General features: G+C 33.1%; 18 protein-coding genes and 1 pseudogene. 14 read left to right on the top strand and 5 right to left on the bottom strand.

Going from position 1 to position 22,662, the window contains the following annotated elements:
• Positions 1-24: 24 nt before the first annotated feature.
• Complete coding sequence (locus ACA31_RS11090) at positions 25-1,941, top strand: FUSC family protein (RefSeq protein WP_156393459.1); 1,917 nt, start codon at positions 25-27, stop codon at positions 1,939-1,941.
• 134 nt (positions 1,942-2,075) lie between these two features.
• Here the strand turns inward: ACA31_RS11090 and ACA31_RS11085 are convergent, their stop codons facing one another.
• Both ACA31_RS11085 and ACA31_RS11080 read right to left on the bottom strand, forming a co-directional pair.
• Complete coding sequence (locus ACA31_RS11085; protein ID WP_057513379.1) at positions 2,076-3,296, bottom strand: hypothetical protein; 1,221 nt, start codon at positions 3,294-3,296, stop codon at positions 2,076-2,078.
• Positions 3,286-4,458, bottom strand: a complete 1,173-nt coding sequence (locus ACA31_RS11080; RefSeq protein WP_057513378.1) for a hypothetical protein — start codon at positions 4,456-4,458, stop codon at positions 3,286-3,288. The genes ACA31_RS11085 and ACA31_RS11080 overlap by 11 nt, the downstream gene beginning before the upstream one ends.
• Before the next feature lie 192 nt (positions 4,459-4,650).
• Between ACA31_RS11080 and ACA31_RS11075 the strand changes: the two genes are divergently transcribed.
• The 9 genes and pseudogenes from ACA31_RS11075 to ACA31_RS11035 form a co-directional block, all read left to right on the top strand.
• Entirely contained in the window at positions 4,651-5,064 is a 414-nt protein-coding gene (locus ACA31_RS11075; RefSeq protein ID WP_057513377.1) for a DUF2188 domain-containing protein, read from the top strand.
• A 259-nt stretch (positions 5,065-5,323) separates the two neighbouring features.
• Positions 5,324-6,019: a GTP pyrophosphokinase gene (locus ACA31_RS11070; protein ID WP_057513376.1), complete on the top strand. Its 696-nt coding sequence runs from the start codon at positions 5,324-5,326 to the stop codon at positions 6,017-6,019.
• Between the two features lie 263 nt (positions 6,020-6,282).
• On the top strand, positions 6,283-6,963 hold the full coding sequence (locus ACA31_RS11065) for a GntR family transcriptional regulator (protein WP_057513375.1): 681 nt from the start codon (positions 6,283-6,285) through the stop codon (positions 6,961-6,963).
• A gap of 35 nt (positions 6,964-6,998) precedes the next feature.
• Positions 6,999-8,549 carry a gluconokinase gene (gene gntK / locus ACA31_RS11060; RefSeq protein WP_057513374.1) on the top strand — a complete coding sequence of 517 codons (1,551 nt, stop codon included), beginning with the start codon at positions 6,999-7,001 and terminating at the stop codon, positions 8,547-8,549.
• A 184-nt stretch (positions 8,550-8,733) separates the two neighbouring features.
• Entirely contained in the window at positions 8,734-10,092 is a 1,359-nt protein-coding gene (locus ACA31_RS11055; RefSeq protein WP_057513373.1) for a gluconate:H+ symporter, read from the top strand.
• A 567-nt stretch (positions 10,093-10,659) separates the two neighbouring features.
• Entirely contained in the window at positions 10,660-11,739 is a 1,080-nt protein-coding gene (locus ACA31_RS11050; RefSeq protein ID WP_057513372.1) for a YkvI family membrane protein, read from the top strand.
• A gap of 178 nt (positions 11,740-11,917) precedes the next feature.
• The gene (locus ACA31_RS11045; protein ID WP_057513371.1) at positions 11,918-13,132 is read left to right on the top strand and encodes a helix-turn-helix domain-containing protein; all 1,215 of its coding nucleotides are present in this window, start codon (positions 11,918-11,920) and stop codon (positions 13,130-13,132) included.
• Positions 13,133-13,660: 528 nt separating this feature from the next.
• Entirely contained in the window at positions 13,661-15,064 is a 1,404-nt protein-coding gene (locus ACA31_RS11040; RefSeq protein WP_057513370.1) for an MFS transporter, read from the top strand.
• Between the two features lie 190 nt (positions 15,065-15,254).
• A pseudogene (locus ACA31_RS11035) lies at positions 15,255-16,595 on the top strand (glycoside hydrolase family 2 TIM barrel-domain containing protein); the annotation flags it as partial.
• Positions 16,596-17,087: 492 nt separating this feature from the next.
• On the opposite strand, the gene ACA31_RS11030 reads toward ACA31_RS11035, so the two are convergent.
• Entirely contained in the window at positions 17,088-18,812 is a 1,725-nt protein-coding gene (locus ACA31_RS11030; protein ID WP_057513369.1) for a glycoside hydrolase family 3 protein, read from the bottom strand.
• A gap of 4 nt (positions 18,813-18,816) precedes the next feature.
• Entirely contained in the window at positions 18,817-19,662 is an 846-nt protein-coding gene (locus ACA31_RS11025) for an HAD hydrolase-like protein (protein ID WP_057513368.1), read from the bottom strand.
• A 514-nt stretch (positions 19,663-20,176) separates the two neighbouring features.
• Between ACA31_RS11025 and ACA31_RS11020 the strand changes: the two genes are divergently transcribed.
• Positions 20,177-20,362 carry a hypothetical protein gene (locus tag ACA31_RS11020; protein WP_057513367.1) on the top strand — a complete coding sequence of 62 codons (186 nt, stop codon included), beginning with the start codon at positions 20,177-20,179 and terminating at the stop codon, positions 20,360-20,362.
• A 236-nt stretch (positions 20,363-20,598) separates the two neighbouring features.
• Here ACA31_RS11020 and ACA31_RS11015 read toward each other — a convergent pair whose 3' ends face one another.
• Positions 20,599-20,868 (bottom strand): DUF1413 domain-containing protein, encoded by a 270-nt coding sequence (locus ACA31_RS11015; RefSeq protein ID WP_057513366.1) that lies wholly within the window; start codon positions 20,866-20,868, stop codon positions 20,599-20,601.
• A 187-nt stretch (positions 20,869-21,055) separates the two neighbouring features.
• On the opposite strand from ACA31_RS11015, the gene ACA31_RS11010 reads away from it, so the two are divergent.
• The 3 genes from ACA31_RS11010 (at position 21,056) to ACA31_RS13315 (ending at position 22,548) form a co-directional block, all read left to right on the top strand.
• Entirely contained in the window at positions 21,056-21,760 is a 705-nt protein-coding gene (locus ACA31_RS11010; RefSeq protein ID WP_057513365.1) for an SDR family oxidoreductase, read from the top strand.
• Between the two features lie 86 nt (positions 21,761-21,846).
• Positions 21,847-22,347: a GNAT family N-acetyltransferase gene (locus ACA31_RS11005; RefSeq protein WP_057513364.1), complete on the top strand. Its 501-nt coding sequence runs from the start codon at positions 21,847-21,849 to the stop codon at positions 22,345-22,347.
• 39 nt (positions 22,348-22,386) lie between these two features.
• A complete protein-coding gene (locus ACA31_RS13315) occupies positions 22,387-22,548 on the top strand; it encodes a hypothetical protein (RefSeq protein WP_216634273.1) in 162 nt (53 codons plus the stop codon).
• Positions 22,549-22,662 lie beyond the last annotated feature (114 nt).

Below are 22,662 nucleotides of genomic sequence, written 5' to 3'. Positions count from 1 at the left end.
TATTAAAGGAGATGAATACCAACATTGATTAAATATTTAAAGTCACTTGTTCGATTTAATTCCATGAAAATCGATGTTGCTAAAGGATTAAGACAAGCTATATTAATGTTTATCCCACTCATTATTGGTTATTTAATGGGTCATCTTGCTACAGGATTATTAATATCTACTGGTACTTTAGCACACATATATGTATTTGGTGGATCATCTAAATCAAAACTTCGTATAGTATTTTTCTCATCAATAGGATTATCCATAGCAATGATATTAGGTACGCTCACGGTAAATCAACCACTTATTTTTGGCGTATTACTACTTATTGTTGCAGTGGTCCCGTATTATATATTCAGTTCATTAAACATCCCAGGGCCTTCATCAACATTCTTTATTGTCGCATTCAGTTTACCAATCAACTTGCCTGTAGCGCCAGAAGAAGCTTTATATAGAGGGGGAGCTATGTTTGTTGGTGGTTTATTAGCAACATTAATTGTTACTATTATTATAATAACCTCTAAAGAATCTGCAGAGTCAAAAGCTATCAAAAATGATTATAATATCATTAAACAACTTATCTATAATTTTGATGACTCGAAAGCATTCGCTAAAGCTTCACAATTCGCAGTGACTGCTTTTAGAAATTCAGACACTCAGCTGATTACTTCCAGTACTGCCAAATCTAAAGAGTCACCCGAATTTCAACGTTTGCTGTTACTTCATAATACGGCACAAGGTATTCATTCAGAATTATTAGAGCTGAATGAAAAAAATACACGTCCATTACCTAAAGAAATCAAAGAAATGGCAGATTTTGTAATTAAACTTGTATACTCAGAAGGTAATTTTAAAAAACAATGGACAAAAATAGTGGAAATTGACGACCAATATCAAAATCTAATTGATAATATATTCAAAGTAGATGCAATTATGAATGCAGGTAACGAACGAGTGGAACATGAAATTGATATTCGTGTTCCTATATACGGACACCGCATGTTAAGGAATTTAACGCTGGATTCATTTGTTTTTAGAAATACATTACGCTATACAGTTATTATGGCTATTTCAATTTTTATAGCGCTTATGTTTGGTTTTGAAAAAGCATATTGGATTCCTTTAAGTACACATACAGTACTATTAGGTTCAACAACGCTACATAGTTTTGAGCGTGCTGGGTCTAGGAGTCTTGGTACAATTATAGGCGTGCTTGTATTATCTCTTGTTTTATTATCTACGCCACCGTTGCCAATTGCGATTCTCTTGTTAGCTGCAGCAGCAGGTGTGACAGAGGTATTTGTGGGTGCTAACTATTCATTTGCAGTTATTTTTATAACGATTCAAGTGATCTTGTTGAATGGTATAGCAGCAAACCACTTAACAATTTTAATTGCATTGCCACGTGTGATTGATGTAATTGTTGGTATTGCAATTGCAGTTATTTGTTTACTAGTAATAGGCAGAAAGACAGCTTCATCTATGCTACCAGCAACACTTGCAGACGTTGCAAGAGACGAGGCCATATTATTCCATTACTTGTTTGCAAGTAGTAAATATTCATCACGAGAACAAGATAAACAAGAAATGCTTCAGTTAAGTGTGAAACTCAATAACATGAAGCAAGTATATAACAGTGCAAATGGGGAACTGTTTAGTAATAAGATGGTCATACAGTATTATTATCCGAGTATTTATGCTCTAGAAGAAATTAGCTTTATGCTTACGAGGGCTTTGAGTAATGAAGCAAGGTATCATATAGATGATGAAACAATGGGCGAATACTTACTTATTTTTGAAAATATAGCTAAACATTTTGAAAGAGGTTCGCATATTAAAGTTCAAGAAGTCCCAGAACTACCACAGTATATGCACATTAAAACATCATTGATGAGTATTCAAAATAATTGTATGAATGCTAGGCAAAAAGTAAAGTTAGCACAAGTTTAAAAAGCAAGCCAACCTTAGATGTATGAAATTACAGGTTGGCTTGCTTTTTTTATTTGTTTTAAGGCGTCAAACAAGCTTTTTAAGTGAGATCGGGAGTCTGACGTTTGTCTGAGGTGAGACTATCCCTAGTGATTTTATTTAGTTTCGCCTTCTTGTTTTGCTTTCTTTTCTTCTTCTTGTTTTTTCTCTTCAATATCTTTCTTAGCTTCAGTTCTTTTCTGCTCTTGCTGTTTTTCTTGATCTACCATTTTTTTATAACGTTCTTTTTGTCTAAAACCATAGGTACTTTCTAATATGAGTTCTTCATTGTTCAAACCAGCGCCAATTGCACCGGCAACTGTTGATATAGAAGTAGCAAACCAAGCCAGATTTATATAAGTGATTAACGTTGCGGAACCACCCATTTGTAAAGTTTGGCCTAAATAGCCTGAAGGTAATACTACAAGAGTAGCAATTAAGAATAAAAAGAATAATATTATATAATAAATTATAAGTGAAACAGTTAACGTTAGTACTGTCGTCAAATTATATAACATTGTAACTCTTTTATTTCTACTTTCTTTTTTTGATTCCCATAAATGGTGAGCTACAATAATCCAAAACATCATACCCAAAATGGCGACTACCATCATAAGTAACATGCGCCAAGATGAATAAACATAACTTAAATTCCACATCGTAGTAAAAACGATACCGAAAGCGCCAGTAGTGAATGCGATTGCTACGACATTACTTAAGCTACTCAACATATTTAATGGGTTATTTGCAAATGTCATACCACTGATTAAACGAAAAGAACCTTTTGTATTAGATGAAACAAAATAATGTGTATGTTTGGAATTGGTGTCTTCCAAATATTCTGTTCGCGATTTTAAAGTTGAAAGTGGAAATTGTGATTTTAATTTTTCTTGACTAGGTTTATCGTTGTTATTATTTTTTTGTAAGTCTTGGGAATGCGCCATGCTCACAGTTTCGATAATTCCAACAATAGATTTTTGTATACGTTTTTGAACTGGTCGCCAGCCATAGGAGGGAATGGAAATTAAACTAGCACCATTACTTTTATTAATATCAAAAGCGATAACATTATTATCTTTAATAATCGGGAGGTCAGTAAGTCCTATGGTGTATTGCCAATTATTATTATTTTGGTAGTTAGCGATTTTCTCGAATATTTCTTTGGCAGTTTCTGCAGAACCGGTAAGGGGATCAACGACTGTGTTAATTTTCCATTCGGTATCTTTATCAAAATAATTTGTTAATATGTCTGGCAAGTTATTTTCAAGATTGTGAGCGATTTTTTCTGTTATTCCTGGTGCCGCTACTAATCCGATTTCAATCGTTCTATTTGTCATTAGAATCCTCCTCACTGTGTGACAGTTTTTTGCCATTATTGTAATCTGACGCTTGATTAGAACTATTAGTCCTATCGTCGTCTTGTTCTAATTCTTTATATCTATAATATTGTCTGAATGAATATGTTACACGTTTGATTTTTTCTGCATTTTCAACCGTTGAACCCATGGCACCAGCTAAAATACCCAATGAAGTTATAAACCAAATAAGGTTAATATAGTTGACGAAAGTTGGCTGTTTTTCATTCAAAGAGGTCCAGCTAGAAAAGATTTCTGGTGGTACAAATAATAATGTGCTTATTGTGAGTAATATAAATAACGCAGCAAAATTAAAAATTGTAATAGCGAATAATGTCGTCAATGTCGTCAAATTGTAAATGAAACGATATGATTGTTGTGTCTTTGGATTTGGATATTCCCATAAATTATATGAATATATTAACCATCCTACCATGCCAGTTATAGATAATAACATGAGTAGAATAAAGCGCCAATAGTCATAGTCTAAGCTTAAATCCCAGGGTGTTGAGAAAATCGCGATATATGTTCCGGTTGCAAAGGAAACTGAAATAATCTTTTTGAAATCTAAAATAGCAGACCAAGGTTCATTAGAAAAAGTCATGCCTAAGATTAAATGAAACCAACCTAAAAAGGGTGATTTAGAAACGATACGTTTTCTATTATCTTGTTTGTTATCTTCATTTGGTATAACTTCATTGAATTTAGTTAATTTAAAATACTTTGATTTCAAAAGGTTTTTATCTGAACCCGAAGTGAAAAAATATTGAACAATAAATGTTATGAAATGGCGTAGCTTGCGTTTTAAATTGACAGCACCTAATGCTGGAACAGATAATAATGCTGTTTTGTCGTCTAGGTTTATATCACAAATCACAGTTTTATTATTAGATAAACTTGGTAAATCAGTTATACAAATTGTGTAATCCCAATTCTTTTGCTTTTTTATATTTGATGCGATATCTAGTGTTTTATCCATATGTTCAGCAGTTCCAACCATTGAAGCTACATGTGTTTCAAGCTCCCAATGCGTTTTATCATCTACATGGTTTTGGATATCATCAGTTAGATAATCGGAAATCTTATTGATAAGTTTATGTGGCATGTCAGGTGAAGGAATTAAACCTATCGCTATATTTGTCATTATACCCCTCCTTTATATAGTGTATGAAATGTTTAGATTCATACTTTAATTCCCGTTCGTTAAGGAAATTAATCATTATTATCTAGCTTGAGTTTTTAATTGAAAGTGTATATTGCTTTGTTTGTAATTTTTTAGTAGTGGTAAACAATAATTAAGACGAATCATAAATTATAGCGTAGGAGGTTGAAGTTGATGCCTTGGACAATGAAGGATTATCCACAAAGTTGGAAAAATATGGAAAAATTAGAACTTAAAAAAGCAATAGATATTGGAAATGCGATGATTAAAGACGGATATAAGGAAGATAGAGCTATACCAATTGCGACGAAACAAGCTGAATCTTGGTATAAAGACGCTTCTAAAAAAGAATTAGACGAATTGAAAAACAAGAAAATAACTAAACATGAAAAAGATGATTCAGCGAATCCTGAATTAAATAATAAAGATGTTCACGTTTATTATAAAGACAATAAGTGGAAGGTTAAAACAAATGGAGCTAAGCAAGCTTCCGATAGTTTTGACAAGAAAGAAGATGCGATGAAACGTGCGCGTAATATTGCTGATAACAGATCGACAGAAGTGAGAGAGCACAAGAAAGATGAATAGCATTCAAATATTCAGTAGTCCCATGAAATAATAGAACATAGAGTAATGTAGTTTTGGACATAATTGCTAATCACCAAGCGTACTATCCCATTAAGCATAATGGGATAGTACTTTTTATAAATATAACTTTAAGTTTTATATCAAAATAACGGTCATTAAAAAAAGTGTAGTTTATCACATTTGAAACATCCTTTTACTTAGATAATAAATAGAAAGTAGCTATAATATAATTTAAGCAGATTTTTGGGAGGAACGAAATATGTATATTGAACGTAAACCTTCGTTAAATATGGACAATTTGAAGGAAGAATTTAGAGCGAGTATAAAAAATATCAATAATCAAGAAGATGCATTTGATATGGTAATAGGTTTTGTTGCTTTGGAACAGTTATACTCGTCAGCGCTTAAGGAAATTAGTACTAAGTTAGATATATTAGATGACAATTTCCAACAAATGTATAAACACAATCCAATTCATCATATGGAACGGCGTGTTAAAGAAATGAGAAGCTTAATTAAAAAGTTAAATCGTAAAGGATTAGAGATAAGTACAGAGTCAGCTAAAGAAAATATATTGGATATCGCAGGTATTAGAGTGATATGTAATTATATAGATGATATTTATGTTATAGAAGAATTATTACTTAAGCAAGAAGATGTGAAGCTCTTGAAACGTAAAGACTATATTGGAAATCCCAAAGATAATGGATACCGTAGTCTACATATCGTTGTAGCCATTCCAGTATTTTTGGCTAATTCAGTAGAAACTGTGCCTGTAGAAATTCAAATTAGAACAATTGGTATGGATATGTGGGCAGGCTTAGAGCATAAAATACGTTATAAAAACACTGAAAATACTGAGAACTATAGAAATGTATTAAAGCAATGTGCAAACGAAATAACAACGGTTGAAAGTAAAATGCAAAATATACATTCTGAAGTATTCGATAATTAAATAAGGCTACATTAAAGTTGAAACTCTAATTTGTTGCGTCTAGGGCATGGGTGTCCTGAGCTTCATCAGTCTTGATGTTTCAATTTTTTTATGAAGTAAAAATAAAAATTTTCACCGATATGACAGGTTCAAGAACTGTCATATCGGTTTTTTAATTCGAAAAAAGATGAAAACATTTATTGCAAGCGTTTGCAAATGCTAGACTTGTGTATTACTATACTTGTATACAAGTATATCGCGTTGATAAAAGAGGTGATGTTATCATGAATTATAAATATCCAGAGCAATGGTTAGAGGGTGTCTCGAAAGGTGAAATGATTGCTGCAGAGATTCGTTTAAGAATCGTTGAGGGCACAATAACGCCAGATACGCTATTAACGGAGAATCAAATTGCTAAAGAATTTAATGTTAGTCGATCGCCAGTTAGGGATGCATTTAAATTATTAAAGCAAGATCAATTGATACATTTAGAAAGAATGGGCGCAGAAGTATTGCCTTTTGATGATACTGAGAAAAAGGAACTTTATGATTTAAGAATAATGTTGGAATCATTTGCGTTTAGTAGAATCAAAACTTTGAATAATAAACAAATTGTTAAAGAATTACATAAACAATTAGAAATGATGAAAGTTGCAGTTAAATTCGAAGATGCAGAGGCATTTACTGAACATGATATGAAATTTCATGAAGTAACAATACTCGCTTCAAAGCACCAATATTTAAAAACATTTTGGAATAACTTAAGGCCGGTAATGGAAGCGCTGATATTATTGTCAATGCGTACACGCATGAACGACAATCCAGAAGACTTTGAGCGTATTCATCGTAATCATGAAGTGTTTATAGAAGCGGTTGCGAAACAAGATGCTGCAAAACTTAGAGAAGCATTCCATCTCAACTTTGATGATGTTGGTGAGGATGTTGACAGTTTCTGGTTAAATTAATATTTTAACCAAGTGAAGAATTAGGAGGAAAAATCATGAAATACATGATAGGTGTCGATATAGGCACAACGAGTACGAAGTCAGTACTATACGACGAAAAGGGTCAATTTATATTGAAACACAATATCGGTTATCCATTGCATACACCTAATGTGGAAACTTCTGAAGAAAACCCAGACGAGCTATTTGATGCAGTGTTAATGACAGTTAAATATGTAATGAGAGAAGCTAATATCGCTAAAGAGGATCTCAAATTAATCTCATTTAGTGCTCAAATGCATAGTTTAATAGCAATGGATGCGAGTAACCAACGATTAACTGAAAATTTAACTTGGGCAGATAATCGTGCAAGCCAATATGCTGAACAGATTAAAAATGAACATAATGGTAATGAAATATATCGAAGAACCGGCACACCAATTCATCCTATGTCACCATTGGCTAAAATATTTTGGATGAAGCACGAACAACAAGAAATATACAACCAAACTGCTACATTTTCAGATATTAAGACATACATTTTCTATCAATTATTTGAGCGATTTGTTATAGATCAATCTATGGCGTCATCTACAGGAATGCTTAACTTAGAAACGTTATCTTGGGATAAAGAAGCGCTAGAATTGTTAGGTATTGAAGAAACACAATTGCCAGAGGTTGTACCAACAACACATATTTTAAAAGGTATGAAACATCGCTACGCAACATTGATGGGCATAGATGAGAATACACCGATTGTGGTTGGTGCGAGTGATGGTGTACTTTCCAATTTAGGTGTGAATGCATTTAAAAAAGGTGAAGTTGCGGTGACGATAGGAACATCAGGAGCAATAAGAACGGTGATAGATCAACCACGTACAGACTATAAAGGACGTATTTTCTGTTATGTGTTAACTGAAGATCATTATGTTATAGGTGGTCCTGTAAACAATGGTGGTGTCGTATTACGTTGGCTTCGTGATGAATTATTAGCGAGTGAAGTAGAGACTGCAAAACGTTTAGGTGTTGATCCATATGACATGTTAACAAAAATTGCTAGTCGAGTTAAACCAGGTGCAGAAGGATTGATTTTCCATCCATATCTCGCTGGTGAACGCGCACCATTATGGAACGCAGATGCTAGAGGTTCATTCTTTGGATTAACACTTACGCACAAAAAAGAACATATGATTCGTGCTGCATTAGAAGGTGTACTTTATAATCTTTACACCGTATATCTTGCACTAATCGAAGTGATGAATGAAACACCATCGACAATTAAAGCAACAGGTGGTTTTGCGAAAAGTGAAGCGTGGCGCCAAATGATGGCAGATATTTTTGATACGAATTTAATTGTACCTGAAAGTTATGAAAGCTCTTGTTTAGGTGCATGTGTATTAGGAATGAAAGCACTTGGTGAAATTGATGATTTTTCTATTATTGAAGAGATGGTCGGTACTACAAATGAACATAAACCAAACCAAGATAATGTGAAAGTGTATCAACAACTCATTTCGATATTCATCAACTTAAGTCGTTCATTAGAGGATCGCTACGCAGAAATTGCAACATTCCAACGTGAACATATGACGGATGACAAACCATAGTAAGACGGTATAGACAGAACCTTTAAAGAGAAAAGTGGCAAGTAAACAAGCGACACTCACGTTACGAAAAACTTGTCACATACTCTTTAAAATTTTAATTATTAAAGAAAGCGTTATCACGATTGGTTAGTTACATGTCTGTTAAGTTCTAATTCAATCTTTAATTTGAAAGGGGAGAACGATGATGTTTGAAACAATTTGGCCATTGATTACGGTAGGAATAGGAATTATCGTATTATTATCACTTATTATTTTCTTGAAGTTAAACACATTTATTTCATTAATTATCACATCAATTGTGACAGCAATTTTACTAGATATGCCATTAGATAAAATCATTGAAACTGTAGAAAATGGTATGGGAAGTACACTAGGACACATTGCATTGATCTTTGGGTTAGGTGCTATGTTAGGGAAACTACTCTCAGATGGTGGCGGTGCAACACGCATTGCTGATACACTCATCGATAAGTTCGGACCAAAACATGTGCAATGGGCAATGCTTATAGCGTCGTTTATTGTAGGGATTGCTTTATTCTTTGAAGTAGGTTTAGTATTATTGATTCCTTTAGTATTTACAGTTGCTAAACGTGCGAATGTTTCACAGTTAAAATTAGGTTTTCCAATGGTTGTGGCGTTATCTGTAACGCACGGATTTTTACCACCACATCCAGGACCAGTAGTTATTGCTAAAGAATTACAAGCAAACTTAGGTCACGTATTACTTTACGGTATGATTATTGCGATTCCAGTTACAATTATAGCCGGACCATTGTTTAATAAAATCGCACAAAAAATCGCACCAACTGCTTATACGCGTGAAGGTGATATATCAGCTTTAGGTGCACAAAAAGATTTTTCAGAAGAAGAAATGCCTGGATTTGGCATCAGTTTATTAACTGCTATTTCTCCAGTTATCTTGATGTTGATTTCAACAATTGTACAACTCATTACAGGTCATGAAGAAGCTACAAATGGCTTCGAATCCGTAGTTTATTTTATCGGTACAGCAGCTACAGCAATGCTTATTGCAGTATTGTTTGCAATTTTTTCTATGGGTATTAAACAAGGCCGTAAAAATTCAGAAATTATGGATTCAGTATCTAATGCGATTTACCCAATTGGGATGATGATCTTAATTATTGGTGGAGGCGGTACTTTTAAAGAAGTGTTAATTGAAGGTGGCGTTGGAGATACGATTGCTAAATTGTTTGAAGGTACAGAAATGTCTCCGATATTCTTAGCCTGGCTTGTTGCTGCAGTACTTCGTATTGCATTAGGTTCATCAACAGTAGCAGCAATCTCATCTACAGGTATAGTCTTACCATTATTACAAGTATCAGATGTTAACGTTGCGCTCGTTGTTCTTGCAATAGGTGCGGGTAGTGTTATTTTATCTCACGTTAATGATGCAGGATTCTGGATGTTCAAAGAATATTTCGGTTTGACTGTTAAAGAGACTTTCTTAACGTGGTCATTACTTGAAACTGTGATTTCAGTATCTGGTTTAATCTTCATACTTATACTTAATATTTTTGTATAAAATAGAAAGACAATTTGTCGACAAGGTCTCACGATTTTGTTGGCATTTTTTTGTGCACGCTTTCCACGGTGCATATTCAGCCTGTAGTCTTTGGCTAGTACTTTATTAACTAGTCAAGAGTCGGGTCAAATAACTGCCATTTTAAACTAAAATCATATCATGATTAAGCTCATATAAAAGTGAATTCATAAAAAAATATAGCTGAAATAGCGAAAAAAGAGACTCTTCATTTCGAATAGGAAGTAAAAAATTAAATTAAATTAATGAATAAATATTTTATTAATAAATGAGTTCCTTAATAGTTAAAACCTTTTTATTTTATTTATTATGATTTTTTTAATTTTTGTTGTAATTTTACATCACTTAAATATAGATGGCATTGAGAAGAACAACATCAAATTGCTTTAAAATGATAAAATGGAATCAATATCAAATTTTCAATAGTATCAAAACGCCTATTTTAACCTTTTTGAGTGGTTAAAATGGGAGTTGTTGATGTTACACAAATACACAACTATAGAAAATTTACACAACTCATTTATAGTAAGTAAAATAGGGGGCTTAATTATGAAAAGAATATTACTGATCGCAAGCGCATTTATCGGTGTCATTGTAGGTGCCGGATTTGCATCAGGGCAAGAAGTACTTCAATACTTCACGAGCTTTGGCATTATGGGGACATTTGGTGCTATCATTACTACAGCATTATTTGCTTATGTGGGTATGATGCTTGTTTGGTTAGGAAGTAAATCTAAGACAGATTCTCATAAAGAAGTTATACATAATATCACAGGGAAATCTATATTCGGTCAAATTTTAGGATGGATTATTGATTTAGTCATTATCTTTACACTTTTTGGTGTAGGTGTCGTTATGATTGCAGGAGCTGGATCAAACCTTAATCAACAATTTGGATTGCCTTCAATTGTAGGTACTATCCTTATGACGATACTTATTTTACTTGCGGGTATGATGAAAGTAGAAGGCGTTGTTAAAGTTATTGGGAATGTTACTCCATTTTTAATTATATTCATTATAATAATCTCAGTTTATAGTTTTATGACAATAGATACATCGTTTTCACAGCTTAATACTATGTCAGATGCGAAACCATCATCATTACCCAACTGGTTTGTAGCAGGTGTAAACTATGCATCATTTAATACAGCGGTTGGTGCTTCTATGGCAATTGTTATGGGTGGTTCTGAGAAAAATACAAAAGTTGCTGCATTAGGTGGTTTGTTTGGTGGACTTGCACTAGGCGTTATGATTGTACTCAGTCATTTAGCTATCTTTACACAAATCGATATTGTTGGCGAAATGGAGATGCCGATGTTAGGTATCGTGAATCACATTTCACCTATACTGGGTGTGGTTATGGCTTTTGTCATTTTCGGTATGATTTTCAATACTGGTTTAGGTATGTTCTATGCATTTGCAACACGTTTTACGGTGGTAGATACGAAACGATTTAAACTTTTCTATACAGTTACAGTTATCATCGGTTTATGCTTGAGTTTCGTAGGTTTTACAGATTTAGTAGCAATCTTCTATCCATTAATTGGTTATTTAGGTCTTGTACTTATATTTGTATTATTCTATGCACCATTTAAACTCAAATTTGGTAAGAAAAATTCAAATGAATAAGCGCGTGAATAATCGTTTATATCGTTTGAATTAATATTTTCAATGAATTTTTTGATAATAAAAAATGAACTGCTTATAGAATTATTTGATAAGTCCAAAGAAATTTAATATAAATTTCACAACCCATTTCCAGTATTTTTAGATATAATGAAAATATAAGGAATGGGGTGTTTTTTTTATGAATGAGGAAACGCTAGAGATTTTACAGATGCATGCGCTACAATTATTGGGAATCCGGCTAGAAGGATATGATATGAGTGATATGAATGGGGTGATTAATCATATCAAGACACCGTTTACAAATACTGCACGCAAACAGTTCAAAAATGAATTGAAACATTTTGTTGTACAAATGCATAGCAATAAAATTTATAATTATACAAATCGTTTTGGTGTAAACTTTTTAATTTTCAAATTTAAAAAGTACAAACAAATTTATATTATCGGCCCATATATGGAGAAGCGGCCTAATGAACGTCGTTGTAATGAGATACTCCAAGGCCTGGATATTAAAATATCTAAACTTTCTATATTGAAGCAGTATTTACTGACGATACCTTTATGTCACCAAGTTAAAGCACAAAAAATGTGTCGTTTAGCAATTCGGTTCTTGAAAAAAAGAAATATCGTTTATGAAACTGTGAAAATTGATTTTAGTTTTCATTTAAATAAAGAAGATTTAGCAGAGTCCAAAGCACAAATGGATTATACGTTAAAAGAAATAGAGTATCGTTATAATATGGAGAATCAGCTACTTACTGCAGTTGAGAATGGCAATGCTAATGAAGCTTTATCAATTCTAAATGCAATGAATTTATCAGTGGCAGGTTTACGACGTGTAAGAGATGATATTTCAAACGAACAATATAAGGCATATTTAATTAATACGTTATGCCGCAAGGCCGGAGAAAAAGCGGGTGTAAGTTTGATTCATATTGATGAAATATCTGCAAAGTATGCGGCATTGATAGATCAAACGATGGACATAGAAACTTTAGATGAAATTACCCATTCAATTGTTAAAGCATATACAGATAGAGCGATGAAGGTAAAAGCGAATGCATATAGTCCAAAAGTAAGTAAAGTAATTCAATATATAGAAAGAAACTTAGATAATGCATTGTCATTAAATGAGCTCGCCTCATATGTTGATTTGGCACCGAGTTACTTGTCCAAAATATTTAATAAGGAAATTCATAAATCTATCTCACAATACATTATTGAATCAAGAGTTAAAAAGGGACGTGACCTGATTGCGAGAACTAAAATGACCGTCGCTGAAGTTGCAAATTATGTAGGTTTCAAAGAACAAAGTTACTTTACACAATGTTTTAAAAAGCAATACGGAACAACACCATTAAATTATCGAACGAAACATAAAGAGTTTTATTAACATAATTAAGTATAGAAAATTAGAAAATGACTTTAATACTTTCGTTTTTAGTGAATATATTATTAAAAATATTAATAAAATGACAATTATGATGTAAAATCATTGCTTAACATACAAGCTTACAACATATATTAAAAAAATGTATTGTAGACAAAGCAAAAGAAACAGCCGAGTTTGTACGTCAAAAAGAAGCTATAGTTACAGAGTTTGTGAATCGCCGATGCTTACAATGCATTAATTAAGTGAAATTCATTTTATAACAACGTTGTTATTTTAATGTTGACTGTTCTGTATTTAAAAATATAATAAAGGTAAGATTCCTATAAACAAGGGTGAGGGATATGTCACTATCGATTTCAAAAACAATTTAATTTATGGGGATAAAAATTTTTAACGATATAAGAAAACGCTTACATTATTATGTATCTTATTATCGATTGATTGTAACAATTATTAATACATACTAAGAAACGATTAAACAAAAAAGTGCAGTCAGGTACGTTTCTATAGTGGAAAGAGGTTATCGGCATGGTTACAGCAAAATTAAAACCGGCAAATAGTAAGTTAAAGAGTTTTAAAGAAATTCAATCACCAAGATTAAAATTCAAAGAAAAACTTGCATATGGGTTTGGAGATTTAGGCAATGGCTTAATGTTTGATATGGGGCAAATTTACTTACTATTATTCTATACAGATATTTTGGGCATACCGTCAGTAGTTGGGGGAGCTGTATTTCTTGTTGCGAAGTTCTTTGATGCCTTTGTAGATACTGGAGTGGGGACTTTAGTAGATAATCAAAGGAACTTTGCTAAACGTGGCAAGTTTAAGCCTTTTATTTTGTACGGTACGATACCGCTCGCCCTACTTACAGTTTTAACCTTTATGTCGCCAGATATTAGCCAAACGGGGAAAATAATATGGGCATTTGGGACATACTTGTTATTTAATGCAGCATATTCATTTGTGAATATTCCATACGGCTCATTATCAGCATCTATGACAATTAATGCAGATGATCGTACGCAATTATCGGTGTTCCGTAACTTAGGTTCACAAGGGGCTATGTTTATTTCTGGTATTGTAGTCATTCCATTAGTTGGTCTATTCTCAAGTCATGAATTGGGTTATCCAGTTGTAGTAGGTATACTTGCTGTCGCTGGTGTTATATTCCATATATTGTGTTACAGAGGCGTTAAGGAACGTCATACAGTAGAAAGACCAAAAGAAAAAGGTATCGGTCGTAAAGCATTTTTAAATTTATTGAAAAATAGACCATTTATCATTTTAGCTTTATATACATTATTAACGATTACAGCATTATTCTTACAACAGTCATCGCAACTATATTACTTTAAGTACGTGCTAGGTGAAGCTAACTTAGTCGGCTTAGTAAGTACATTAAACGTTATTATATTAATACCAGCGTTGTTCTTAACTACATTTTTAAGTAAAAGAGTAGGAAAGAAAATGACTGCCATCATTGGTGTTTCAGGTTTTATTGTATTCCAATTTATTAACTTCATGTTCTTTTCAGATAATGTGATGCTATTTTTAATTGTTAATACGATTGCACAATTATTCTTAGTTATTCCTAATACAGTGACATGGGCATTTATTGCAGACGTTGTAGAATATGGTCAATGGCAATCAGGTATTAGATCAGAAGGTATTATTTATGCAAGTTATAGCTTTACTAGAAAAATATCACAAGGGCTAGCTGGTTTCTTACCTGGTCTAGCTTTAACGCTCATCGGTTATGTACCACAAGCTGCTCAATCAGCTGAGACAATGACAGGATTAAAAGTGTTGTTCTTTATTGTACCTGCTTCACTTTGTTTAATCGCAGTAATATTGTTCTTCTTTGCATATCCATTAACTGACCATAGACATAAACAAATTGTTAAAGAATTGGCACTTAGAGAAGAATTATAATACGTTATTAATATAATCGAACAATTTTTGGGAGGAATTAAATCATGTTGTATCCAGTTGTAACTGAAAATAGAAGCATCATTGATTTAAATGGTATTTGGGATTTTAAGTTAGAGGGTGTAGACGATCAAATTGATGTGACATAATCATTAGATACGGATTTAGTTAGGCAGTACCAGAATCATATAACGACCAAGGTATTACTTCCGATATTCGTAATCACGTTGGTAACTTTTGGTATGAAAGAACATTTACAATACCTAATATGTTAAGAAGTGAACGTATTGTATTAAGATTTGGCTCTGCAACACATAAAGCAACAGTATATATTGATGGTAAAGAAGTAACAACACGTCAAGGTGGTTCCTTACCATTTGAAGTTGATATCCATTCGGAATTTGGTTCTGGTCAGCATCGTTTAACCGTTTGCGTGAATAATATTTTAGATGAAACGACTTTACCTGTTGGTGATTACAGTGAAACGATTGATAAAAATGGTGAAATAGTTAAGAAAAGTTCACCAAACTTTGACTTCTTTAATTATGCAGGTTTGTATAGACCTGTGAAAATATATACGACGCCTAAAGTATTTATACAAGATATTGAAATTGTGCCAGAAGTATTAGCAGGCCATGCTAATGTAAAATATAAAGTCACTACAAATGAAGTTACAAACGTATTAGACTTCAATTTGATGAAATGGATTGGTGCCAACTCATTTAGAACATTACATTATCCGTATTCAGAAGAAATGATGCGCTTAGCAGATGAACAAGGTATCGTCATCATTGATGAGACGACCGCGGTAGGTGTGCATCTAAACTTTAGCGCTATTTTATCTGGTACTACGACACGAGATACATTTAAGGAAATTGGTACAAAAGAAAAGCATGAAGCGGTGATTAAATATCTGATTGAACGTGATAAGAACTATGCATGTGTAATGATGTGGTCTGTCGCCAATGAACCAGCTTCTACTGAAAAAGGTGCAAAAGCGTACTTTGAACCTTTAGTAAACTTAGCCAGAGAATGTGATCCACAACAACGTCCGGTAACGATTGTGACAATTCTCACTTCACAACCAGATACATGTGAAGTACAAGATTTAGTAGATGTACTGTGCTTAAATCGTTATTACGATTGGTATACACAGTCTGGTGATTTAGAAGCAGCTAAAGAAGCATTGAAAGCAGAATTAGATGGTTGGACGGAGAAACAACCTGGTAAGCCAATTATGTTTACGGAATGCGGTGCAGATACATTAGCGGGCATGCACGCGATTAATGATGAATTATTTACGGAAGAATATCAAATCCGTTACTATGAAGCCAATCATGTAGTTATAGATAACTATCCGCAGTTTATAGGTGAACAAACATGGAACTTTGCTGACTTTGAAACATCTAGTGGAATTATTAGAGTCCAAGGAAATAAAAAAGGCATCTTCACTCGTGAGAGAAGACCGAAAGCAGTCGCGCACTATTTCAAAAAACGTTGGGACAACATTCCTGATTTTGGATATAAAAATTAACATAATTAAGATGCATATTAAAGATTAAACATCATTTTCTATTTAAAATTTTCGATTTTGAAAGTGTATGCTTGACTGGGGCATGGGAGCGGGACAGAAATCTAATCTTTCTAATAAGATTTCGTCGTCTCACCCTGGCAAAGATGATTAGAAAATGGATTACAAGAGCTGAAGCTCTTCGGTAAGAACAACTTGTCTTCATAAATGAAGTAGTAGTTCTTTAAAAGATTAGTATAAGCGCATTTCAATTCAGTCATCTACTGCCAAAATAACAATAAAGAATGAGATATTATTTATTTTACAACTTATACTATTTCCTAAGGCATCAGTCCTATACGAAATCGATATGTTTATATCAAATCTTAAACTTATAACTATATATATGATAGATAAAAAAAGGGATTTTCCATAAGTGGAGAATCCCTTTTAGTTGTTAAGTATTTATGTTCTTAAAAATGTTTCAACAGTCTCATATTTAAAACTTACTTACTATTATAATTTTGCTTGCCATTTATCAGTCCAAACTAAGTCGTTATGAGTACCTTTAAATTCACTTTCACCCATGATTTTATCTATTGTTTGCTTGATTGTTTCTGGGTTTGAATGATATGCATTAATATAAGCTTTGACCATTGTTGCATCGTGCAAATGCGTTGTGAAGTTTAAAGAGACAAATACTGTTGGCACTTCGTGTACATACCAAGGAATTTCATTACTCATGGCAGTGCCCCATTTAATGCGGTAATTATTTTCGGCAGCGTAGCCAATAATATTTGCAAAGACAAGTGCTGCATCCACTTTTTTACGATAGTCTAACGTTTTACCTTTAACTCGTGTAGAACCATCATTTAATGTCACATGGAAACCACGTGATTCTAATGCTTGAATAATATCTTCTTCTACATTATTTGCAGATTTATAGATACCATCTTTTTCACCTTCTATAATGTATAACTGAATATTTTTATGCGTTTCAGGTCGAATTGGTAATTGGTCTAAAGTGTTTTTAACTAAAGTGATGCCTAAGTCAGCTGCTTCAGTACGCATTGCTAAATGTTCACCACAACCAATGATAGCTAAATCTTCTTGAGGGCGGATCAGCGTGTCCTCTACTTGTTGCTTATGCAAGTTCATTTGAGCTTTTAGTCCTAAAATACGACGTACTGCATCATTTAAACGCTCCTCAGTGATAATACCTTTTTTATAACCCTGTAACATAAATTGATAATCTTCTTCTAAATCATTGAAGAATAAGAACATATCACAGCCAGCAGCTATAGATTGCGGTACATAATCTTCACGACGCATTGCAGCGGTCATGCCTAACATATGGCTAGCATCAGTAACAACTAATCCATTAAAGTTTAATTCTTCTTTTAACAAGCCTGTAATTAACTCGGGTGCAAGTGTAGCGGGTAAGATATCTTTATCATCCAAAGCTGGATTTAATTTTTTAGAATAAGCGGGTTGCGCAATATGACCTGCCATAATCATTTGAACGCCACGATCGATATGATGTTGATAAACTTTGCCGAAACTATCATCCCATTCTTGTGTGGATAATTCATTCACACCAAGCACGAGATGTTGGTCACGTTCCTCAGTACCATCTCCTGGAAAGTGTTTGATACAAGTTATCATGTCACGCTCAGAATTAAAACCATCAATAAAAGCGCTAGAATATTTTATAACTGTTTTGGCATCTGTACCGTATGCACGTGTATTCACTATTGTATTTCGCCAATTTTGTAAAATATCTACACACGGATCGAAATTAATATGTACGCCTAAAGCTGAAGCTTCACGTGCTGATACGAGTCCGGCATTATAAGCAACTTTTGTGTCTTGCGCCGCTTCACATTGTGCAGCACTTGCGATATAGGTACCATCTTTACAAGCCCCATTACCACCTGAATCACAGTTTGCGGCTACTAATACTGGAACTTTTGCGTATTTTTGTAAATCATTGAGTAAATTTTGAACATCTTCTTTACTGCCACCCTCATATCGTGCGCCACCAATGTGGAAACGTTCTAAGACTTCTTTATTTGTTATATCGGCATCGTGAAACTTTTTGCCGCCTTCTAAAGAAAATAAATTAAAAAAGAGCTGTCCGATTTTTTCTTCATCTGATAAATTTCCCAATGTGCGTTCTACCCATGAAATTTGTTCATCATCTAAATTATAAGGTGTTGCTTTTAAATTTACATTTACCATAAGTTTAGTTCTCTCCTTCGAAATTATTATAAAATATTGTAGTTAAAGATGATTGAATGTCTTGATTGAATCGACCTTCTTTAAATAATTTTAAATATTTATTATCAAAATCTAACCATGATTGATTTTCATGTCCTGCTAAAATAGGATAGAAGTAAATATCATGTGATTTTGCAGCATCCATGTCACCTTTAGCATCACCTAACATGATAATGTCTTCTGTATTGTAATATTGTTTCAATTGTTCTAAACAGTATTCTTTAGTACCAGCTTCTTGAGCAAACATGCCACTTAAATATGGTGTAAGGTGATATGTTTCCCATTCATAAGCAACTGCGGATAAATTTGCGGAAGATACGATTGCAATATCTGCAAACGCTGAGGCATTTTTTAACGTACGTTGCACATGGTTAAAAGGACCAATACTAGGTAAAGTCTTGATGTGATCATTTACTTTGTGCGACCAGGCTAGTGCTTTTTGTAAACCCAAATTTTTAGGAGAGGTTTGAATTGCTTGCTCTAGAGTAGGATTGGAAAAAGATGCTGTGGTTTGAACCCAACGCTTTATATCTTCATAACCTTCAATGTTTAATCCTTTTGCTACAAGTTCGCTCAACATTTTTTCGAGACCTTTAAAACGATTGATACCTCTTGTGATTTCATATAAATTAAAAGCATTCCAACGTTGTAACACATCTTCTTTGATATCATCAAGTTGCCATTCATCTACAAGAGCAGGGCCAAAAGCGCGTTCGTGTTTAATTGTCATTGAATCGATGGCACAACCATCTGAATCAACGCAAATCAGTTTCTTAAATCTAGGTTGATATTGTGATAAAGTTTCAATCATATTAAATGCTCCTTTCAAAAATAATTTTTTTATAAGTATTTAAACATTACGAATAAATAGTTAAAGAATTGTTAGTCTAAGTGTAGGTAAAAAATTATGAAGCGCTTTCATACACTATTAAAATTATCACGCTCTAAGCAAAAATGCCATGTTATTTCATGATTTAATGTGATAAATTTCACAAATTGCTCAGTTTAAGGTTGGTTTTTAATAAAAAGGTTATTTTTTTAATAAAAAATATGTTTGTGAGAAAAGGTAATGTGGAATTAATAGCTTATGTATTTCTATAAAAATAATGATATGTGGATACTTTTAACAACATTAAAATGAAAGCATCACTTCAATTAATTTGAGAAGTCAATTAATAAGCAATTTTAATAAACAGAAAAATATTAAAAGTGATAATATTGTGAAAAAAATCACATAATGCTTCTAATTTAAATCGCTATCTATTATGATGAAAGTGTAGAAGATAGATAAAGCTTAGCGAAAGTAAAAATACGGAGTGATTATAATGAGAAAAGTAATTGAAGAAGTTATTTTTTCAAATGAAAGTAGTTACGACATTTACACCCATAGCGGTGTAAACCAAGGCATTATCAATGATATTAAAGATGGATACAGAAGTATTGATTATATAGCTTACGTTGATGCAGAGAAATTATACAACTATGGACTTTCGAAAAAAGTAGCTAGTTAATGATTTATACACTGTATGCATCGAGTGATTTTGAAGTTGAGTAATACATTTCGTTATGACTGTGCAATAATGGAATGTTCAACTTCTAGCATGATTTTCTCCCCAGTATTAACTTTCATGATTTACCGTACGTCTGTTAGAAGCTTAAAAGCCTACACCTACTGTTCAATTAGTAGTGTAGGCTTTTGCTATTGTAAATAAAGTGCAAAAAGAAAAGGCATCTTAGTATAATGGAATTAAATATAGGCCTTAAAGTTATTTTTAATTTCATTGTAATCATAAACCAAATTATACAAGCGCATACGAATATGATCTTCGGTAGTGTAAGGTATGCGTAAATGGTCGTTTTGTTCTATAAATTTATGAAACTCACGTTCTAGTTGTTTACGCTGTGGTATGTTCATATTAATCCATTCTTCTTTATCAAATAATGATTCAAATCGAAAATTAAAGCTTGTTTTATCAATCGTTTCACGTAACTTAGCTAACCGTTCTTCAAAATTCATGAGCCATCCTCCTTTAAGCATCGATCATGTTGCTACTTATATTTATTATATACAACTACCTTATAACGAAATATGTAATTTGACAAGATAAGCAAAGTTCAATTATTTATTTTTCCTTATAACTGCATGATACAATGTTGAAATATAAGGAAGGATTTACATACATTATAAAGAGAGGAAGTTATAAATGGTTGAATTAAAAAATAAAGTTGCAATTGTTACAGGTGCAAGTAGTGGAATTGGTGCAAGTATTGCGCAACTACTTTCAAGTCATGGAGTGAAAGTGGTATTGTCAGGTCGTAATGAAACACGTTTAAATGATACTGCTCAACGTATTCAAACAGCGGGCAATGCAGACGTTGAGACATTAGCAGTGGATATTACAGACAAACAGGACGTTGAGCGTTTAGTCCAAACGGCAAAAGACAAATTTGGTCGTGTAGATATATTAATAAATAGTGCAGGTCAAATGCTGTCTTCAGCAATTACAGATGGTGATGTAGAAGCATGGGATGCAATGATTGATGTGAATGTTAAAGGGACACTTTACGGTATAAATGCAGTGCTACCATCGTTTTTAAATCAATCAAGTGGCCATATTATAAACATAGCTTCAATCTCAGGCTTTGAAGTAACGAAAAAAAGCACATTGTATAGTGCGTCAAAAGCAGCTGTACACGCGATAACACAAGGCTTAGAAAAAGAATTGGCTAAGACAGGCGTTAGGGCGACTAGTATTTCACCAGGAATGGTTGATACGCCTTTAAGTGGAGAAACGGATTGGGGAGAACGTAAAAAATTAGACCCTGAAGATATTGCAGAAGCAGCTATATATGCATTACAACAACCGAGCCATGTCAATGTGAACGAAGTAACTGTACGACCAGTATAGAATAATATAAGTGCAGACTCTTAACGTCAAGCTGAGTTAGGGGTCTATGATTACACTTGCAGCGATAGACTGAAAGGCGTGATTAAATGAACTATAGATATTTAAGTGAAGCTGATGCATCACAGTATCGATTACTTAGACTCAACTCACTCCAGACAGACCCTAACGACTTTGCTTCTACTTATGATAGGGAAAGTGAATTCCCGATTGGGAAATTTAAAGTGAGATTAGAAAATTCAGTTACTTATTTTACCATAGGGGCTTTTGATGAAGGAACACTGGTTTGTATTGCGACGTTTTATAGTGAGACTTTAGAAAAAATAAAGCATAAAGGTAATTTAGTTTCAGTATATTGTCACCCACAGTATAGACATCAAGGTATAGCTCGGCAGCTGATTCAACAAATCATTGATAGCCTGGTTGAACAAAATACAGTAAAAACAATCAACTTATGCGTGCTTAGTGAAAACAAACGTGCAATTAGCTTATATGAAAAGTTAGGATTTAAGCGCTATGGAACTGAGCCGAAAGCACTTTACGATGGATCTGTTTACTATGATGAAGACTTAATGTGTTTAGAACTTTAAGCGGATTATAAATCTTGTGATTAGTAAGGCAGTGGTAAATTGAAGAATGAATTTGTTAAATCGAACATATGGCATAATAACGAAGCTGTACAAAATGGCAATGTGATCTATTATTCAATGGATGAAGCCATTTATGCTGATTTGATTTCAGTAGAAAAACAAGCAGGATTTTTTAAAAAAGAACTTTTAGAAAATAGATGAAATATAAAGTGAAAGAGAGCGGTACAGAAATCAAAATTTGATTTCTGTACCGCTCTCTTTTTTTGAAATTTAAAATCGACTGACGACAATCAGCTTGCGACGTTACCAAAATTA

Source organism: Staphylococcus sp. NAM3COL9 (assembly GCF_001431205.1).
Taxonomy (GTDB): domain Bacteria; phylum Bacillota; class Bacilli; order Staphylococcales; family Staphylococcaceae; genus Staphylococcus.
This window is presented reverse-complemented; position numbering and strand designations above follow the sequence as displayed.

Excerpts from the sequence above, each read along its gene's own strand:
- ACA31_RS11085 (WP_057513379.1), bottom strand. The coding sequence starts at position 3,296 with ATGACAAATAGAACGATTGAAATCGGATTAGTAGCGGCACCAGGAATA.
- ACA31_RS11055 (WP_057513373.1), top strand. The coding sequence starts at position 8,734 with ATGTTTGAAACAATTTGGCCATTGATTACGGTAGGAATAGGAATTATC.
- ACA31_RS11070 (WP_057513376.1), top strand. The coding sequence starts at position 5,324 with ATGTATATTGAACGTAAACCTTCGTTAAATATGGACAATTTGAAGGAA.
- ACA31_RS11065 (WP_057513375.1), top strand. The coding sequence starts at position 6,283 with ATGAATTATAAATATCCAGAGCAATGGTTAGAGGGTGTCTCGAAAGGT.
- ACA31_RS11005 (WP_057513364.1), top strand. The coding sequence starts at position 21,847 with ATGAACTATAGATATTTAAGTGAAGCTGATGCATCACAGTATCGATTA.
- ACA31_RS11010 (WP_057513365.1), top strand. The coding sequence starts at position 21,056 with ATGGTTGAATTAAAAAATAAAGTTGCAATTGTTACAGGTGCAAGTAGT.
- ACA31_RS11030 (WP_057513369.1), bottom strand. The coding sequence starts at position 18,812 with ATGGTAAATGTAAATTTAAAAGCAACACCTTATAATTTAGATGATGAA.
- ACA31_RS11050 (WP_057513372.1), top strand. The coding sequence starts at position 10,660 with ATGAAAAGAATATTACTGATCGCAAGCGCATTTATCGGTGTCATTGTA.
- ACA31_RS11020 (WP_057513367.1), top strand. The coding sequence starts at position 20,177 with ATGAGAAAAGTAATTGAAGAAGTTATTTTTTCAAATGAAAGTAGTTAC.
- gntK (WP_057513374.1), top strand. The coding sequence starts at position 6,999 with ATGAAATACATGATAGGTGTCGATATAGGCACAACGAGTACGAAGTCA.
- ACA31_RS11075 (WP_057513377.1), top strand. The coding sequence starts at position 4,651 with ATGCCTTGGACAATGAAGGATTATCCACAAAGTTGGAAAAATATGGAA.
- ACA31_RS11040 (WP_057513370.1), top strand. The coding sequence starts at position 13,661 with ATGGTTACAGCAAAATTAAAACCGGCAAATAGTAAGTTAAAGAGTTTT.
- ACA31_RS11015 (WP_057513366.1), bottom strand. The coding sequence starts at position 20,868 with ATGAATTTTGAAGAACGGTTAGCTAAGTTACGTGAAACGATTGATAAA.
- ACA31_RS11025 (WP_057513368.1), bottom strand. The coding sequence starts at position 19,662 with ATGATTGAAACTTTATCACAATATCAACCTAGATTTAAGAAACTGATT.
- ACA31_RS11080 (WP_057513378.1), bottom strand. The coding sequence starts at position 4,458 with ATGACAAATATAGCGATAGGTTTAATTCCTTCACCTGACATGCCACAT.
- ACA31_RS11045 (WP_057513371.1), top strand. The coding sequence starts at position 11,918 with ATGAATGAGGAAACGCTAGAGATTTTACAGATGCATGCGCTACAATTA.